The following is a 15,725-nucleotide window of genomic DNA, read 5'->3' on the forward strand; positions in this document are numbered from 1 at the left end:
AGCGGTTATAGATGAAAACCCCTGTCTGGTTCCCCCAAAGTTTTTTCTCCCGCACCCTTTGGCTGGTGCTCATCGTCGTGCTGTTTTCCAAGGCGCTGACCCTGGTTTATCTATTGATGAACGAGGACGTGCTGGTGGATCGCCAATACAGCCATGGCGTCGCCCTGACGCTGCGTGCCTATTGGGCCGCGGATGAAGAGAACCGCGCAAAGATTGCTGATGCGGCGACCCTGATCCGGGTGGTCGGCGCCGGTGTGCCGGAAGGCGAACAGCACTGGCCGTACAGCGAAATCTATCAGCGACAAATGCAGGCGGAGCTGGGCGCCGACACTGAAGTGCGTTTGCGCATGCACTCGCCGCCAGCGTTGTGGGTGCGCGCGCCGAGCCTCGGTGATGGCTGGTTGAAGGTGCCGTTGTATCCGCACCCGTTGCGTGGCCAGAAAATCTGGAACGTGCTCGGCTGGTTCCTCGCCATCGGCTTGCTCTCGACAGCCTCTGCATGGATTTTCGTCAGTCAGCTCAACCAGCCGTTGAAACGTCTGGTGTATGCCGCCCGGCAGCTTGGTCAGGGTCGTAGCGTGCGGCTGCCGATCAGCGATACACCGAGCGAGATGACCGAGGTCTATCGCGCTTTCAACCAGATGGCGGAAGACGTCGAACAGGCCGGTCGCGAGCGTGAATTGATGCTGGCCGGCGTGTCCCACGACTTGCGCACACCGTTGACCCGCTTGCGCCTGTCGCTGGAATTGATGGGCGACCGAAATGACCTGACGGACGACATGGTCCGGGACATCGAAGACATGGATGCGATTCTCGACCAGTTTCTCGCGTTTATTCGCGATGGTCGTGACGAGTCGGTGGAAGAGGTGGATCTGACTGATCTGGTGCGCGAGGTGGCGGCGCCATACAACCAGAATGAAGAGAAAGTGCGTTTGCGTCTGGAGCCGATTCAGCCGTTCCCGCTGCGTCGGGTCTCGATGAAGCGCTTGCTCAATAACCTGATCGGCAACGCCTTGAACCATGCCGGTGGCAGCGTTGAGGTCGCCGCTTATGTGTCCGGTGACGTCAGTGCGCCTTATGTGGTGCTGAGCGTGATGGACCGCGGCGCGGGGATTGATCCTTCGGAACTTGAAGCGATTTTCAACCCTTTCACCCGAGGCGATCGTGCCCGGGGCGGTAAGGGCACCGGCTTGGGGTTGGCGATTGTGAAGCGGATTGCTTCGATGCATGGCGGCAATGTTGAATTGCGCAATCGGTCCGGGGGTGGACTGGAAGCGCGGGTGCGGCTGCCGTTGGGATTGATGCTGCCGCGGGATGCTGTGTAGATCAAAAGCCCCTCATCGGAACGCCGCCCGCCCAGCCCTCTCCCCGAGGGAGAGGGAGCTGACCTGATCTGGCTTAATGATTCTGGACACCCCTAAAGGGCGTTAATCTACGCCCAACGAAGAGGTGTGATTTGACCAGAAGATATTTTTCGACAGATTTCAAACGGGATGCGGCTTGCCTGGTTTTGGATAAAGACTATTCGGTGAGTGAAGCCTGCGAAGCAATGGGCGTGGGCCCTACAGCTCTGCGCCGCTGGGTTGAGCAACTGCGTGCGGAGCGCAGCGGCAAGACGCCTGAGAAGTCCAAGGCCATGACCGTTGACCAACAACGCATCCAGGAACTGGAAGCAACAATTCGACGGATTGAGCGCGAGAAGGAAATTTTAAAAAAGGCTACAGCTCTCTTGATGTCGGATTCCCTCGATCGGTAAGGCTGGTCGAGGAGTTAAGCGAGCAATATCCAAGATCCGAGTTGTGTGGCGTGTTTGGTATCAACCGCAGCAGTTATTACGAGCGTCTGAAACAGCGGGCGAAAGTGCATGTCGGACGCGATCGCCTAAAGATCAAGGCTGCCGAATTACATGAGCAAAGTCGCGGCTCAATGGGCGCGCGCAGCCTGTCAAAAGCGCTGTGTAACGAAAAAGAGTCGGTAGGTCGTTACATGGCTCGTAGCCTGATGCGCGAGCTCGGTTTGAAGAGCCAGCAACGGCGCAGGCATCGGTACAAACCCAGCGGTGCGGAGGCGCAATACGCCCCCAATCATTTGGAGCGTAAATTCAATGTCGAGGCCCCCAATCGAGTGTGGTGTGGCGACGTAACTTACATTTGGGCCGGTACTTACTGGGTTTATCTGGCTGCTGTACTTGATCTGCATGCCCGCCGCATCGTCGGCTGGGCGATGTCCAGAAGTCCGGATTCAGCTCTGACCTGTCGAGCGTTAAAGATGGCTTTCGAGTCGCGAGGACGCCCTGAAAACCTAATGTTCCATTCGGATCAGGGCTGTCATTACAGCAGTAAAGTGTTTCGTGAAACGCTGGCGGACATGCGCATAAAACAAAGCATGAGTCGACGAGGAAACTGCTGGGACAACGCCCCGATGGAGCGTTTCTTTGGCAGTTTGAAATCTGAATGGATACCCAAGGCTGGCTACCGAAACGAAGATGAGGCCAGTACCGATGTATTGCGCTACCTGACCCATTATTACAATCGGATCAGGCTGCACAGTCACAATGGCTACCGAACTCCGGTGGACATGGAGGCCCTGGCGGCATGAAAAAGGGTAAAACCCTATAACCGTGTCCAGTATCGTTTGACCAGATCAACCGAGGTGTCTGGCGTTATACATCGACCTGAAAGACTGGGGCGATTGTGGATTCGGCACAGCAGGATCAGGTCGGCGTAGTTCTCCAATATCCCCCAATCAGTCCCCTCTCCCTTCGGGAGAGGGTTAGGCGGGCGGCGTTCCGATGAGGGGCTCTTGCTCTTAGCTCTAGCTCTTCGCTCTAGCCCTTGCCTTTGGTCCGGGTCATATTCGGCCCGCCATTCTTCTCAAGATGCTCAATGATGATCCCCGCCACATTCTTGCCGGTAGTGGTCTCGATCCCTTCCAGCCCCGGCGACGAGTTCACTTCCATCACCAGCGGCCCGTGATTGGAACGCAGGATATCCACACCCGCCACCGCCAGGCCCATGACCTTGGCCGCGCGCAATGCGGTCATGCGCTCTTCCGGGGTGATCTTGATCAGGCTGGCGCTGCCGCCACGATGCAGGTTGGAGCGGAACTCGCCCGGCTTGGCCTGACGCTTCATCGCTGCGATGACCTTGTCACCGACCACGAAGCAGCGAATATCCGCACCGCCCGCTTCCTTGATGTATTCCTGAACCATGATGTTCTGCTTCAGGCCCATGAACGCCTCGATCACCGATTCGGCGGCGGTCGCGGTTTCGCACAACACCACACCGATGCCCTGCGTGCCTTCCAGCACCTTGATCACCAGTGGCGCGCCGTTGACCATGTCGATCAGGTCGGGAATGTCATCCGGCGAGTGAGCAAAACCGGTCACCGGCAGACCGATGCCGCGCCGCGACAGCAGTTGCAGCGAACGCAACTTGTCCCGTGAACGGGCGATGGCCACCGATTCGTTGAGCGGGAACACCCCCATCATTTCGAACTGACGCAACACCGCGCAGCCATAAAACGTCACCGACGCACCGATCCGCGGAATCACCGCGTCGAAACCCTCCAGCGGTTTGCCGCGATAGTGGATCTGCGGCTTGTGGCTGGCGATGTTCATGTAGGCGCGCAAGGTGTCGATCACTACCATTTCATGCCCGCGCTCGGTTCCGGCTTCGACCAGACGGCGGGTGGAATACAGACGCGGGTTCCGCGACAGCACAGCGATCTTCATGCAACACCTGTGGAAGAGGTAGATACCGGGAACACCGGCTTGTCTTGTACATACTTGATGCCCGGATTGACGACCAGATGGCCATCGATCAGGGCTTTGGAACCGAGCAACAGGCGATAGCGCATGGACTTGCGGCAGGCGAGGGTGAACTCGATCGGCCAGACCCGATCCCCCAGGGCCAGAGTGGTGCTAATCACGTAGCGCTCCTGGGCATGGCCGTTGGAGCTTTTGATGGTTTTGCGCGTCACCAGTGGTGCCTCGCAGCGGCGGTGACGCAATTGCACCACCGTGCCCAGGTGCGCGGTGAAACGTACCCACTTCTGGCCGTCGCGTTCGAACGGCTCGATGTCGGTGGCATGCAGGCTGGAGGTGCTGGCGCCGGTGTCGATTTTCGCTCGCAGGCCTGCGACTCCCAAATCCGGGAGCGCCACCCACTCGCGCAGACCGACAACGGTCAAATGGTCAAATGTCTTCAATAGAAAAAACCAACGATTAACGCGTCCAGGCCTCAGGCGAAACCCGGGCCAACGCTTTGAATGCAGGTTTGGCGAACCAGTAGCCCTGCATCAGAAATATTCCACAGTCCGCCAGGAAATCCCGTTCACCGGCGCTCTCAATGCCTTCGGCAATGACTGTAACGTCCAACTCCGCACAGATTGTGACAATCCCCCGAACGATCACCTGACGAACACGGTCTTGATCGACATCGCGGATCAGCGCCATGTCGAGTTTGATCAGGTCCGGTTGAAAATCAGCCAGCAGATTGAGCCCCGAATGACCGGCACCGAAATCGTCGATAGCGGTCTTGAAGCCGAATTCGCGGTATTCACGCAGAATATTGGTCAAATGGCGATAGTTATCTACGTGCTCGCTTTCCAGGGTTTCAAAAATCAGTCGGTCGAGCGGGAAACAGTGCTTTTTTGCCGCTTCGAGCGTACTGCGAATGCACAGCTCTGGACGATAGACGGCGTTGGGCATGAAGTTGATCGACAAGTGTGTCTGCATATTAAGATCAGCCGCACCTTTGATGGCACGGGTCCGGCAGAGCTGGTCGAAGCGGTAGCGGTTTTCTTCTGTAACCTGATTCAACACAGTGAATGCGCCTTCACCGCTCACCCCACGGACCAACGCTTCATGGGCGAAAACCGACTGATCGCGCAGATCCACGATGGGTTGATAGGCAAAGTCAAAATCGAAGCCTAACGGTTCACTGTGCTGGCAGCCCTGGCAACCGGTGTGAGTCGAAGTCAATGAAGAGGGAAATTTAGTCATTCGAGCACCCCCATGCCGGTGCACCGGCCAAGATCACAGTCTATCTGGAGGGCCGAGTTGTTGCGCCCGACAGAAACGGTAGTACAGTTCCGACTACTGGCTGAACGAGGAATTCAAATGGCGCAAAAAAGCGAAGAGGACGACAAGGTTCGTCTCGACAAGTGGCTGTGGGCCGCGCGTTTTTACAAAACCCGTGCCTTGGCCAAAGCGGCGATCGAAAGCGGCAAGGTGCATTGTCGAGGTGAGCGCTGCAAGCCTGGCAAAGAGCCGCGCATTGGCGATGAGTTCGAGATTCGTACCGGGTTCGAGGTGCGTACGGTGAAGGTCGAGGCGTTGTCGATTTTGCGGCGCGGCGCACCGGAGGCGCAGACGTTGTACGCGGAGACCGAGGCGAGTATTGCCAAACGTGAAGCGGCCGCGGCAATGCGCAAGGCGGGGGCGTTGGGTGTGAGTACCGACGGCAAGCCGAGCAAGAAGCAGCGGCGGGATTTGTTCAAGTTTCGGGGTAGCAGCAACGACGAGTAAGCGCGACGTTTCCGGGCTGCTTGTGCTGGCCTCTTCGCGAGCAAGGTTGCTCCCACAGTAGATCCGGTTCCTCCAGTGGATACTTGATCAATTGTGGGAGCGAGCCTGCTCGCGAATCGAGGGCGCAGCCCTCGCCGAAGCCAGCTCGGTATCAGGCGCTACGCACCACACTCATTCGCGAAACCAGCGGCAACTTGCTCAGCAGATTGAAAATCGGCGAAGTCACCTTCAGCCAGAAATTCGAGGCGTGATAAGCAAACGGTGTGTAGTAACCCCAGCCCAACGCCCACACCGCCAGCAGCATACCGCCGATGTAATCGTCCTGACCCCAATGCGCACCGGCCACCAGACGCGGCAGCATGAACAACAGTGCCAGACCCCAGATCGCCACAAACTGCCCGACCGTGCGGCTGAACACGCCCATGAACAGCGCCCAGATCAGCAGCACCGAAGCATGGTCACCGGGAAAGCTCTGGCTCGAGCGATCCTTCAGCTCCCAGGTCTTCTCCATGTGCGGGAAGTAATCGCTGATATGCACCGCGCCTTCCAGCACCATCGACGGGCTGCTGTGCTGCCAGTCCATGTGGTCGGCGAATTTGGAAAACAGTGCGCGAATCACCACCATCAATAGCAGGATCGAGAAAAAACCGAAGAACGCACGACGCACATCAATTGCCTTGAAGACCCAGTCGCCCTTGATCAGCAGCGTCAGCAAGATCAGACCGACAACGATGTCGAACGGACGCAGACTTGCAATTGCCCAGATGTGGAGCCATATCGGGTTGCTGGCCAGCGGTGCATTGAGCAAGCGGAACAGCCACTCGTCGAAAATCACACACAGCGAGTTGCCCGTAGGCCATAACCAGAAAGCCAGTAGCGCCAGTGGCACTACGTTGCACAGAACCAGCCGGCCGAGGTTCCACCTAGATTGGAACAAACCCGGATTGTTCATAAAATGCCTCCCATGGCAGAGCAGTCGGCACCAAAAAGAGTGCCAAGAAGCGCAAATTTTCACGCCTTGTAACCATTTTGTCACCACATTCAGATACCCAAAATTATGACCGAGCTAGCGGATACCGATTTCACCCAACGTTTCATCTTCGATGACAGCGACACGCGCGGCGAACTGGTTGCGCTTGAACGCAGCTACGCCGAAGTCCTCGCCAAGCACCCGTACCCGGAGCCGGTGGCGCAATTGCTGGGCGAATTGATGGCGGCCGCCTCGTTGCTGGTGGGCACGCTGAAGTTCGATGGCTTGCTGATTCTGCAGGCGCGTTCCGAAGGGCCGATCCCGCTGCTGATGATCGAATGCTCCAGCGAGCGCGAAATTCGTGGTCTGGCGCGTTATGACGCTGAGCGGATCAAGCCGGACGCGAGCCTTGCCGACCTGATGCCGGGCGGTGACCTGACCCTGACCGTCGACCCGACGATTGGCCAGCGTTACCAGGGCATCGTCGATCTTGATGGCGAAACCCTGTCTGAGTGCTTCACCAACTATTTCGTCATGTCGCAACAAGTCGGCACGCGCTTCAAGTTGTTCGCTGACGGCCGCCGCGCCCGCGGGATGCTGCTGCAACAACTGCCGGCCGATCGCCTGAAAGACGAAGAAGAGCGCGCCGCCAGCTGGCAGCACCTCACGGCACTGGCGAGCACGCTGACCGCCGATGAGTTGTTGAGCCTGGACAACGAAACCGTCCTGCATCGCCTCTACCATGAAGAGCAGGTGCGCCTGTTCGATGTGCAGAATCTGCGCTTCCGTTGCACCTGCTCACGCGAGCGTTCGGGCAACGCGCTGGTCAGTCTGGGTCTTGAGGATGCACAGCAATTGGTTCAAGAGAACGGCGGCACTGTCGAGATCGATTGCCAGTTCTGCAACCAGCAGTACCTGTTCGACGCAGCCGATATTGCTCAATTGTTCGCTGGCGCAGGCGTCGACACGCCGTCAGATACCCGGCACTAAAACGGTTCAGCGCAGGTAAATTCACTGCGTAACGACGGAATTTCGCCGTTACGACGGGAGGACCCTACTCTTTTTGGGCTTTTCTGGCATAATCCGGCCCACTTTTTTCGCGGTAGTAGTGCACGACTTTCTACTACAAAACGTTTGGAGCACACTCGGCCACTGGCCGACGGGGAACCTCATGACGCAAGCCAATAACGCCGTGTACACCGATCTGAGTGTTGATGATCTGGTTAAAGAAGCCCTGAACCGCGGTGAGGGCGAGCTTGCCGATACCGGCGCTCTGGTTGTTCGCACTGGTCACCGCACCGGTCGTTCGCCTGTTGACCGTTTCATCGTTGAAGAGCCTTCCACCCAGGCCGCTATCGCCTGGGGCCCGATCAACCGCAAGTTCCCGGCCGACAAGTTCGACGCGCTGTGGGCTCGCGTAGAAGCCTTCAACAACGCGCAAGAGCACTTTGTGTCCCACGTGCATGTAGGCGCGGCGGAAGATCACTACCTGGCCGTGAAAATGACCACCCAGACTGCCTGGCAGAATCTGTTCGGTCGTTGCCTGTTCATCAACCCGGCCCAGTACAACCCGGCCGGTCGTGAAGAGTGGCAAGTGCTCAACGTGGCCAACTTCGAGTGCGTGCCTGAGCGTGACGGCACCAACTCCGACGGTTGCGTGATCCTCAACTTCGCACAGAAGAAAGTGCTGATCGCTGGCATGCGTTACGCCGGTGAAATGAAGAAAGCCATGTTCTCCGTGCAGAACTTCCTGCTGCCGGCCGCTGACGTGCTGCCAATGCACTGCGCTGCCAACATCGGCGAAGAAGGCGACGTGACCCTGTTCTTCGGTCTGTCGGGCACCGGTAAAACCACCCTGTCGGCCGACGAAAGCCGTTACCTGATCGGTGACGACGAACACGGCTGGGGCGAAGGCGTGGTGTTCAACATCGAAGGCGGTTGCTATGCCAAGTGCATCGACCTCTCCGAGAAGAACGAGCCGGTGATCTGGAAAGCCATCAAGCACGGCGCAGTGCTGGAAAACGTTGTCATCGACGACGCCAAGCACGCCGACTACGCCGATGTCAGCCTGACCCAGAACAGCCGCGCCGCGTACCCGCTGGAGCACGTTGCCAAGCGTTCCGAGAAGAACCTGGGCGGCGAGCCAAACGCGGTGATCTTCCTGACCTGCGACCTGACCGGCGTGCTGCCGCCAGTGTCGATCCTCAACGAAGAACAAGCGGCCTACCACTTTCTGTCCGGCTACACCGCACTGGTGGGCTCGACTGAAATGGGTTCGGGCAGCGGCATCAAGTCGACCTTCTCCACCTGCTTCGGCGCACCGTTCTTCCCGCGCCCGGCTGGCGAATACGCTGAGCTGCTGATCAAGCGCATCCGCGGCTTCGGCTCCAAGGTTTACCTGGTCAACACCGGCTGGACCGGCGGCGGCTACGGCGTCGGCAAACGCTTCAACATCCCGACCACCCGCGCGGTGATCGCAGCGATCCAGAGCGGCGCGCTGATCGGTGCAGCCACCGAGCACCTCGACACCATCAACCTCGACGTGCCACTGGCCGTACCGGGCGTTGAAACCAACCTGCTCAACCCACGCAACACCTGGGCTGACAAGGCTGCGTACGACGAGGCTGCCAAGGCATTGGCCGGTCTGTTCATCGAGAACTTCAAGAAGTTCGAAGTGAGCGACGCGATCAAGGCTGCTGGGCCGAAGTTGTAAGATCTGTCGTCAATGAAGAAGCCGCCCCTTGGGGCGGCTTTTTTGTGGGTGATTAGAAGGTACGAAAAGCAAGCGCCATCCTTTCCTGCTCACTTCTGGACATCCCAAGCGCATTAGCGATCTCCGGCCAAAGACGGATCACGTCTTGAATGCGCTCAATGATGCCTGCTGAATCCTCACGGCTAACCCGAAAATAACCAGCGACTTCCCTCGCCAGCTCCAAGTCCAGCGCATTGTCAGAATCAGTGATGTTCAGCTTCAACCCATCCGCATGTGCCACCGGATTCATGTCATACGCTGCGGACAACCGCCATCCCCGACCAGGATCCAGAATAAAACCATGGTTTCGCAGGTGGTCATCGGTGTTGGAGACCAGGATGTTGAAGACGATTCGTGACCAGAGTTCACGGAGGTCGGTGTTGGGTTCCGAGCCGTGTTCCATGATCACTTCCGCCAACTCTAGATAGCTGGCGCCGGTTGAGGCGTCGTCGCCGTCGACGCGGTTGGTCATGGTCATGGCTGATGCGAAGTGATGTCGGCCGCCGCGCGCGGTTCGGTCGAAACGCTTCACCAGGAAGCAATGGTGATCGCTTGCGTAGCGTCGGGCCATACCGGTCGCAACACGCAGACCACAGTTGACCGCCAAAGCGTTTACTACAAATTCCCAACCACCAACATCGTAGTCATCTCTCGTACTTGGGAATTTGGCGATCCACAGTTGACCGAACTCGTCGACGACGCTGGCTTTCGGTCTTGCGCCGCCCAGTGAGCCGCCGGGTGCGATGAGCATTCTTAGCCATTCGCGGCCCTCGGTGGCTGTGTTGTCCCTATCGTTTTCCAAGGCGAGACTTGCCTGTTCTAACGCGCGTAGCTCGACAAAGGGTGGAGCTGCAACGCCGTCGCGGTCGTCGAGGAAGTTGCCTTCGTCATTGAGTTTGTAGCGAAGGGCGCCGACACGGAACAGGTCGTGCACGCCAAGCAGGTAATCGGATTCGAACAACTTGCTGTTGCTGGGGAGCAAGCCGTCGCGAATGTCCCTTTCCAATCGGCGTTTCATCAGCAGTTGGCCCCAACGATCGGGGCTTGAGTCTGCGAAGACGCCAAAGCGGCTCTGATGTTCGCCGGGGAATTGGCGACCTTCGAAGGGGCCGATGCGCGGGTCTAGAGTTATGGAACTCAACTCGGGATCGGCCAGCGCTTTCGGGTCGTACTCAAATTCGAACACGTTGGTGTTGCGTGTTTTCCTTGCGTGTAGAAACCCGAGGCGTCTGGCGCCTTTCAAAGATTCCCAGTCTGCATAAACAGCAATCAGCGTCATTCTTCACCTGTCGGGGGGCCAGCCTTTTTCTTCTTGTTCAAAAGGCTGGAGAGTGAGTGTGTGTTGAATGGGAAGTCAGCCGGAATTTTCGTGGTAGTGGCGGCATCGATTACGTTTGAAGCCCCGACGTGTTCGGATGTGCCCTTTTTTACCGCACTGGCTGCTCGTACTCGCTGGGGCTTTTTCGCTGCGGATCGTGTTGCAGGCATTAACTGCGCATCCTGCAATTGGCGACCCGTTTCATCGGCTGCAGCGAGTTTGTTCAGATCCTTTTCCAGCCCCAGCACTTGCATGACCGACAAGTAGGCCCCGATGGTTACGCCTGAGCCTCCGGACTCCAGATGGCGCAAGGTTGTCAGCGACATGCCTGATCTTTCGGCGACCTGCTTGGCCGTCAATTTGCGGCGTAGGCGAGCCAGCTTCAGTCGTTCACCAAGGTCGACCAAAAGTCGAGCAGTAGAGGGCAAGAGCGGCGCTGTTTTCTTGGCCATGTGGCAGTATTCCTTCATTTTTTAACCTTAACTGCCAGAATAATAGCACTTAAGATGAAGGATGCTGTTTGCCGTAAGACCCGTGAAAAACGAAGTTAAGTGGCATTATTCCATCTGTTTTCGGTTCATATAGCTAGAATACTGCCACTTGAACGTTAGCGCTTCCTCTAGTCAGCCCGGTTTTTGCCGGTACTTTTCGAGAACCTGCATACGTGAGGAAAGTGGCTTTTCAGCATCGGCAGGGGTGGTTTCAAAACCTTCAATGCGTAGGCTGGCCAAATAGTTTGATCGGCGAACCTTGTCGTAATGGGCCTGCTTTTGCTGAAACGTCAAAACGCTCGTATCAGCATTCGAGTCTGAATCGCGATGCTTTTTGCGTAAGATCTCGTCCATCTCGATAACGCTTTCCATCAGCTCATCAAAGAATTTGCTCATGGTTGCTCCCATGTTTGATTACCGTTTTTTTGATCGCTCTCACAGAGTGCATAAGAGCGATACGATCACTCGATTCAGGCTGGAGCCTTCCAGTTGAGCATCTGCTGCTGTGCGACTTGCAGCAGGTCACAGCCATCCTGCGTCAGCAGATAGAGGGCGTGGGTGATGTGGGGGATGTCTTCGACGTCGGCTTGTTTGAAGTTGAGGCAGTAGAGGGTGCGTAGCAGGTCGCTTGAAGCGCGCAGGCGCTGGACGGCGCATTCGAGGATGTCTTTCGGGTTGGCGGCTGTATCGATGAGCAGAGGCTTGGTGTCGGTGAGATTGGATTCGAGTGGGCGGTAGCGTTCGGTAAGAAACTGATTCCATGTTTTCATTTTTAGATATCTCTGAAGGTATCGAAAAACCGCTGCTACCGTGACCAAGCGGTGGAGGCGGGCTGTGTTCAAGTTGGTCAAACCGGCAGAGATAACCCGGTACGCCGAAGCGTCCCAAACACAGCCGCCATAAAGCGTGCCGACAGAATGTGCTGGCAGCATACAAGGGCATGCATCAGTTATCTCTGTTTCAGGTGACCAAACCTGAGCCGCTGATTAGCAGCGACAGCCACGACTATAGAGATCAGCTACACGAAGCCGATAGAAGACAAGGAGTCTGTCTTTGTAGGAACGGGACGTAGATTTGATAGGTCATCGCCGCTGATCGACCTTCTGTTTTAAACGCGCGCGTTTATCAGCCATCAATGCTCTGGATACCTCATCGGGAATGCTGGGGCGAGGATCATCAAGGCTGGCTTGAACCTGTCGGATTAACCAAGCCGTGTAGGCATCCTCGTCACTCGGTGGATCGAACTCATCGTTCGTAACATTCATTGTTGGATTCCTGCCCAAGGAGATATAGCGCTGACCTGGAGTGATCTAGTTGTACACCGACTGCGCTGGCCTCTGTTTGGCCACTTCAAGCAAGTCGCAGCCATCCTGTATCAGCAAATAAAGCGCATTAACGATGTTGGGGATATCTTTCACATCAGCCTGTTTGAAACATAAGCAGTAGAGCGTTTCCAGCAAATCACCGGCCGCGCGCAGGCGTTGATCGGCGGCATTAATCAGGTCAGTCTGGCTGGAGTTGCTGTCGATAAGCAGTACCGGGTTTTCGCTGTAGCAGGTCTTGAGTGGGCGATAGCGGTTGATCATGGTGAGGCGTGTCCTGTTCTGAAGCGCTGGGGCGGGCCGGCAGCGGATTTGCAGCCGCGCCGGCCACTATAGAAGGGCGTTTCTCTGTGGGACAAGACAGCCGCAATGGACAGTATTCGTAGGGGTTTTTCCGTGTTTTGAGGAAATACCTTACGTGTTTTCGCAGCTTTTTCAGGCCAAAACCCTTAGGCGTAATAATTCCTACGTGATTGTCAGGCGATTCGCGGTAAACCGCTGTATCGTGCGCGCCAGAATCTGTAGGGCGTTTCCAAACGTCTGACACGCGCTTAAAGGGAATTAGGTATGCACTGGCTACGAATGGCCGCGATTTTATTGCTCGGGCTGAGCACTTGCCGTTTGGCGATGGCCTCTGACATTGGCAATGCGTGGGTGCTGGATCGCCTCGATCGCACCGATTGGCCGGAGGCTATCATCAGCCAGGCGAGCATGGACACGGCGGCGCGCGGTGAAGTGTTGATGTTCGCCAAAGCTCTGTTGGCCAGCGAAGCACTGGATGAGGAAGGGCTTGAGCAGCGACTCGGTGTGCCCCACGTGCAATTGAAGTCGATTCGCCACGTGCGTGATGGCCTCTGGGAGGGGTTGTTGAGCACCTATCGCAACGCCAGTCAGAGCTGTGATGAACAACTGTTCTGCCCGCGTGTGCGCAGCGTCGCTGACCTGCGGCAGTTGGCGGCAGCGTTCACGGGGGACATCAGCCCGGCTCATGCGCTGTGGGCGAGCAAGAGCCAAGGTGTGCATGAGCAGATGCTGAATGAGCAGTTGCGGGTGGCGGTGTTGCGCCCCTGAACCTTCGGTGTGGTGTTGTTCTGACTGGCCTCTTCGCGAGCAGGCTCGCTCCCACAGGGACCGTGGCAATCAAGTAATCGCTGTATCATTCCGAATCGATTTGGCCCCGACCTTTTCTCGACTCGCTGCGATCGCCCGCTAGGCTGTTGGCATGGCAGCAGTCAATGGAGTGACAGCGAATGCACAACACCCTGGAACAGGTTTTTGGTTTCCCACAGTTTCGACCCGGGCAAGAGGCGGCGATCAGCGCGGTGCTGGCCGGGCGCTCGGCAGCGGCGATTTTTCCCACCGGTTCCGGCAAGTCGATTTGCTACCAATTGCCGGCGCTGATGCTGCCGCACCTGACGTTGGTAGTCTCGCCGTTGCTGGCGTTGATGCAGGATCAACTGGCCTTTTTGCAGCGACACGGTATTTCCGCTGGCAGCATCGATTCGGCGCAGAGTCGCGATGATGCCAATGACGTGATGGCCCGCGCCCGCTCGGGTGAATTGAAGATTTTGATGATCTCGGTGGAGCGCTTGAAAAACGAGCGCTTTCGCAACTTTTTGCAGCAGGTACCCATCTCGCTGCTGGTGGTGGACGAGGCGCATTGCATCTCGGAGTGGGGCCATAACTTCCGCCCCGATTATCTCAAGCTGCCGGACTATCAGCGGCAGTTCAACATCCCGCAAACTTTGCTACTGACGGCCACCGCAACACCGAAAGTCATCGCCGACATGCAGGCCAAATTCGCTATTGCCGCTGACGATGTGGTGACCACCGGCTTCTACCGGCCCAACCTCAATCTGCTGGTCGAACCGGTACGTGGCCAGGACAAGCGCCGGCGGCTGGTCGAGTGGATGACCGAGCGTGCGGGGCAGCCGAGCATCGTCTACGTGACCTTGCAGAAAACTGCTGAGCACATCGCTGAACACCTTGAGCGCAACGGCATTCAGGCCGAGGCGTATCACGCCGGTTTAGCCCACGACAAACGCGAGGCGATCCAGAAGCGCTTTATGGCTGGGCAGTCCAATTGCATCGTCGCGACCATCGCATTCGGCATGGGCATCGACAAGAGTGACATCCGCAATGTCGTGCACTTCGACCTGCCCAAATCCATCGAAAACTACAGTCAGGAAATTGGCCGCGCCGGGCGCGACGGGCAGCCATCGGACTGTCTGGTTTTAGCCAATCGCGACAGCCTCAACGTGCTGGAGAACTTCGTCTACGGTGATACGCCGGAGCGTGACGGCATCCGCTATGTGCTCGACGAACTGAAGGCCTCGGTGCCGGAAGGGCAGTGGGAGTTTCTGCTCGGGCCATTGGCTGATCAAAGCAACATTCGTGCACTGCCGCTGAAGACCTTGCTGGTGCAACTGGAACTGCGCGGTTTGATCGCGCCGCGCTACGCCTATTACGCCGAATACCGTTTCAAATACCTGCTGGAACCCGAAGTGCTGCTTGAGCGCTTCGACGGTGAGCGCAGGGATTTCGTCGCTGCAATTATTCAGACCTCGGCTCGCGCGCGCACTTGGGCCACGGTGAATTTCGAGGCGATGTATTCGCAATATTCCGCCGAGCGCAATCGGGTGGTGAAGGCGCTGGATTACTTCCAGGAGAAGGGTTGGGTCGAGCTTGAAAGCAAGCAGATGACCGAGGTCTACAGCCTGCTGCACAGCGACTTCGACAGCGATGCCCTGAGTGCCGAGCTGCATGAATATTTCACCCGACATGAGCAGGCCGAAGTGGCGCGCATCCACGCCATGCTTGAGGTATTCGCCACCGAACGCTGCCTGGGTTATCGCCTGGCGGAGTATTTCGGTGATCACAATGCGCCCGAGCAGTGTGGGCATTGTTCGGTGTGTCATGGTCAAGTGGCGCGGTTGCCGGCACCACCGGAGTTGCCAGCACTTGTGGATAAAAACTTTGCGGCGCTGTGTGGTGATTTTATCCACAGGCATGAGCAGTACACCGGGGTGATTCCAACGGCTGAGCGGTTGACGCGATTTTTGTGTGGGATCAGCGTGCCGTTGTTCACCAAGCTCAAGGCGCGCGCTATTCCCGGGTTTGCTGCGTTGGAGGAATATCCCTACGCCGAAGTCCGCAGCTGGGCTGATGATCATTTGCTCGGTTGAGCAAGAGCCCTTGTGGGAGCGAGCCTGCTCGCGAAAGCGGTACATCAGGCAACACTATTTTGAATGTGATGACCCTTTCGCGAGCAGGCTCGCTCCCACAAAAGCAGGGCTGTATCCATCCGCTGAATGTCGATCATCACGGTAATAAACTTCAAAA

Annotated in this window: 17 protein-coding genes; 7 read left to right on the top strand and 10 right to left on the bottom strand. The window is 57.2% G+C overall.

The window, feature by feature from the left end; translation table 11 throughout:
* The first annotated feature begins 11 nt into the window (after nt 1-11).
* The gene (locus CLU80_RS14835; RefSeq protein ID WP_016986270.1) at nt 12-1,325 is read left to right on the top strand and encodes an ATP-binding protein; all 1,314 of its coding nucleotides are present in this window, start codon (nt 12-14) and stop codon (nt 1,323-1,325) included.
* A gap of 131 nt (nt 1,326-1,456) precedes the next feature.
* A protein-coding gene (locus CLU80_RS14840; RefSeq protein WP_286079704.1) for an IS3 family transposase occupies nt 1,457-2,598 on the top strand; the annotation gives its coding sequence in 2 pieces (ribosomal slippage) (nt 1,457-1,718 and nt 1,718-2,598; 1,143 coding nt in all).
* A 229-nt stretch (nt 2,599-2,827) separates the two neighbouring features.
* Here the strand turns inward: CLU80_RS14840 and rimK are convergent.
* Genes rimK through rimA form a run of 3 tightly spaced genes read right to left on the bottom strand, consistent with a single transcriptional unit; the run spans nt 2,828 to nt 5,005 of the window.
* The gene (gene rimK / locus CLU80_RS14845; RefSeq protein WP_007949201.1) at nt 2,828-3,733 is read right to left on the bottom strand and encodes a 30S ribosomal protein S6--L-glutamate ligase; all 906 of its coding nucleotides are present in this window, start codon (nt 3,731-3,733) and stop codon (nt 2,828-2,830) included.
* Nucleotides 3,730-4,209 carry a retropepsin-like aspartic endopeptidase RimB gene (gene rimB, locus CLU80_RS14850; protein WP_093429981.1) on the bottom strand — a complete coding sequence of 160 codons (480 nt, stop codon included), beginning with the start codon at nt 4,207-4,209 and terminating at the stop codon, nt 3,730-3,732. Before rimB ends, rimK begins: the two co-directional genes overlap by 4 nt.
* A 16-nt stretch (nt 4,210-4,225) precedes the next feature.
* Nucleotides 4,226-5,005 carry a S6 modification regulatory phosphodiesterase RimA gene (gene rimA / locus CLU80_RS14855; RefSeq protein ID WP_093429982.1) on the bottom strand — a complete coding sequence of 260 codons (780 nt, stop codon included), beginning with the start codon at nt 5,003-5,005 and terminating at the stop codon, nt 4,226-4,228.
* A 117-nt stretch (nt 5,006-5,122) separates the two neighbouring features.
* Here rimA and CLU80_RS14860 point away from each other — a divergent pair, with 117 nt between their 5' ends.
* The gene (locus CLU80_RS14860) at nt 5,123-5,530 is read left to right on the top strand and encodes an RNA-binding S4 domain-containing protein (RefSeq protein WP_099757715.1); all 408 of its coding nucleotides are present in this window, start codon (nt 5,123-5,125) and stop codon (nt 5,528-5,530) included.
* Nucleotides 5,531-5,681: 151 nt separating this feature from the next.
* Here CLU80_RS14860 and CLU80_RS14865 read toward each other — a convergent pair whose 3' ends face one another.
* Nucleotides 5,682-6,482: a phosphatase PAP2 family protein gene (locus tag CLU80_RS14865; protein WP_093429983.1), complete on the bottom strand. Its 801-nt coding sequence runs from the start codon at nt 6,480-6,482 to the stop codon at nt 5,682-5,684.
* A 105-nt stretch (nt 6,483-6,587) separates the two neighbouring features.
* Here CLU80_RS14865 and hslO point away from each other — a divergent pair, with 105 nt between their 5' ends.
* Both hslO and CLU80_RS14875 read left to right on the top strand, forming a co-directional pair.
* Entirely contained in the window at nt 6,588-7,490 is a 903-nt protein-coding gene (gene hslO / locus CLU80_RS14870; RefSeq protein ID WP_093429984.1) for an Hsp33 family molecular chaperone HslO, read from the top strand.
* 181 nt (nt 7,491-7,671) lie between these two features.
* Nucleotides 7,672-9,213, top strand: coding sequence for a phosphoenolpyruvate carboxykinase (locus tag CLU80_RS14875; RefSeq protein WP_025110978.1), 1,542 nt, complete (start codon nt 7,672-7,674; stop codon nt 9,211-9,213).
* A 52-nt stretch (nt 9,214-9,265) separates the two neighbouring features.
* Here CLU80_RS14875 and CLU80_RS14880 read toward each other — a convergent pair whose 3' ends face one another.
* The 6 genes from CLU80_RS14880 to CLU80_RS14905 form a co-directional block, all read right to left on the bottom strand.
* A complete protein-coding gene (locus tag CLU80_RS14880; protein ID WP_099757716.1) occupies nt 9,266-10,531 on the bottom strand; it encodes a type II toxin-antitoxin system HipA family toxin in 1,266 nt (421 codons plus the stop codon).
* Nucleotides 10,528-11,022, bottom strand: coding sequence for a helix-turn-helix domain-containing protein (locus CLU80_RS14885; RefSeq protein WP_099757717.1), 495 nt, complete (start codon nt 11,020-11,022; stop codon nt 10,528-10,530). The genes CLU80_RS14880 and CLU80_RS14885 overlap by 4 nt, the downstream gene beginning before the upstream one ends.
* A 171-nt stretch (nt 11,023-11,193) precedes the next feature.
* On the bottom strand, nt 11,194-11,355 hold the full coding sequence (locus tag CLU80_RS14890; protein WP_225919987.1) for a YhfG family protein: 162 nt from the start codon (nt 11,353-11,355) through the stop codon (nt 11,194-11,196).
* Nucleotides 11,356-11,531: 176 nt separating this feature from the next.
* Entirely contained in the window at nt 11,532-11,831 is a 300-nt protein-coding gene (locus CLU80_RS14895) for a hypothetical protein (RefSeq protein WP_099757718.1), read from the bottom strand.
* 312 nt (nt 11,832-12,143) lie between these two features.
* Nucleotides 12,144-12,326: an antitoxin PaaA2 family protein gene (locus tag CLU80_RS14900; RefSeq protein ID WP_099757719.1), complete on the bottom strand. Its 183-nt coding sequence runs from the start codon at nt 12,324-12,326 to the stop codon at nt 12,144-12,146.
* 45 nt (nt 12,327-12,371) lie between these two features.
* Complete coding sequence (locus tag CLU80_RS14905; RefSeq protein ID WP_099757720.1) at nt 12,372-12,647, bottom strand: hypothetical protein; 276 nt, start codon at nt 12,645-12,647, stop codon at nt 12,372-12,374.
* A 303-nt stretch (nt 12,648-12,950) separates the two neighbouring features.
* On the opposite strand from CLU80_RS14905, the gene CLU80_RS14910 reads away from it, so the two are divergent.
* Both CLU80_RS14910 and CLU80_RS14915 read left to right on the top strand, forming a co-directional pair.
* Entirely contained in the window at nt 12,951-13,454 is a 504-nt protein-coding gene (locus CLU80_RS14910; RefSeq protein ID WP_099757721.1) for a polysaccharide deacetylase, read from the top strand.
* Between the two features lie 179 nt (nt 13,455-13,633).
* Nucleotides 13,634-15,568 (top strand): RecQ family ATP-dependent DNA helicase, encoded by a 1,935-nt coding sequence (locus tag CLU80_RS14915; protein WP_099757722.1) that lies wholly within the window; start codon nt 13,634-13,636, stop codon nt 15,566-15,568.
* The last annotated feature ends 157 nt before the right edge of the window (nt 15,569-15,725 follow it).

The sequence above is a fragment of the Pseudomonas sp. 29 genome, assembly GCF_002754355.1.
GTDB lineage: Bacteria > Pseudomonadota > Gammaproteobacteria > Pseudomonadales > Pseudomonadaceae > Aquipseudomonas > Aquipseudomonas neuropathica.

What these genes read in the sequence shown, in the direction of transcription:
- CLU80_RS14900 (WP_099757719.1), bottom strand. Translation starts at nt 12,326, where the DNA reads ATGAATGTTACGAACGATGAGTTCGATCCACCGAGTGACGAGGATGCC.
- CLU80_RS14895 (WP_099757718.1), bottom strand. Translation starts at nt 11,831, where the DNA reads ATGAAAACATGGAATCAGTTTCTTACCGAACGCTACCGCCCACTCGAA.
- CLU80_RS14860 (WP_099757715.1), top strand. Translation starts at nt 5,123, where the DNA reads ATGGCGCAAAAAAGCGAAGAGGACGACAAGGTTCGTCTCGACAAGTGG.
- CLU80_RS14885 (WP_099757717.1), bottom strand. Translation starts at nt 11,022, where the DNA reads ATGGCCAAGAAAACAGCGCCGCTCTTGCCCTCTACTGCTCGACTTTTG.
- rimK (WP_007949201.1), bottom strand. Translation starts at nt 3,733, where the DNA reads ATGAAGATCGCTGTGCTGTCGCGGAACCCGCGTCTGTATTCCACCCGC.
- CLU80_RS14910 (WP_099757721.1), top strand. Translation starts at nt 12,951, where the DNA reads ATGCACTGGCTACGAATGGCCGCGATTTTATTGCTCGGGCTGAGCACT.
- CLU80_RS14865 (WP_093429983.1), bottom strand. Translation starts at nt 6,482, where the DNA reads ATGAACAATCCGGGTTTGTTCCAATCTAGGTGGAACCTCGGCCGGCTG.
- hslO (WP_093429984.1), top strand. Translation starts at nt 6,588, where the DNA reads ATGACCGAGCTAGCGGATACCGATTTCACCCAACGTTTCATCTTCGAT.
- CLU80_RS14880 (WP_099757716.1), bottom strand. Translation starts at nt 10,531, where the DNA reads ATGACGCTGATTGCTGTTTATGCAGACTGGGAATCTTTGAAAGGCGCC.
- CLU80_RS14835 (WP_016986270.1), top strand. Translation starts at nt 12, where the DNA reads ATGAAAACCCCTGTCTGGTTCCCCCAAAGTTTTTTCTCCCGCACCCTT.
- rimA (WP_093429982.1), bottom strand. Translation starts at nt 5,005, where the DNA reads ATGACTAAATTTCCCTCTTCATTGACTTCGACTCACACCGGTTGCCAG.
- CLU80_RS14905 (WP_099757720.1), bottom strand. Translation starts at nt 12,647, where the DNA reads ATGATCAACCGCTATCGCCCACTCAAGACCTGCTACAGCGAAAACCCG.
- CLU80_RS14915 (WP_099757722.1), top strand. Translation starts at nt 13,634, where the DNA reads ATGCACAACACCCTGGAACAGGTTTTTGGTTTCCCACAGTTTCGACCC.
- CLU80_RS14875 (WP_025110978.1), top strand. Translation starts at nt 7,672, where the DNA reads ATGACGCAAGCCAATAACGCCGTGTACACCGATCTGAGTGTTGATGAT.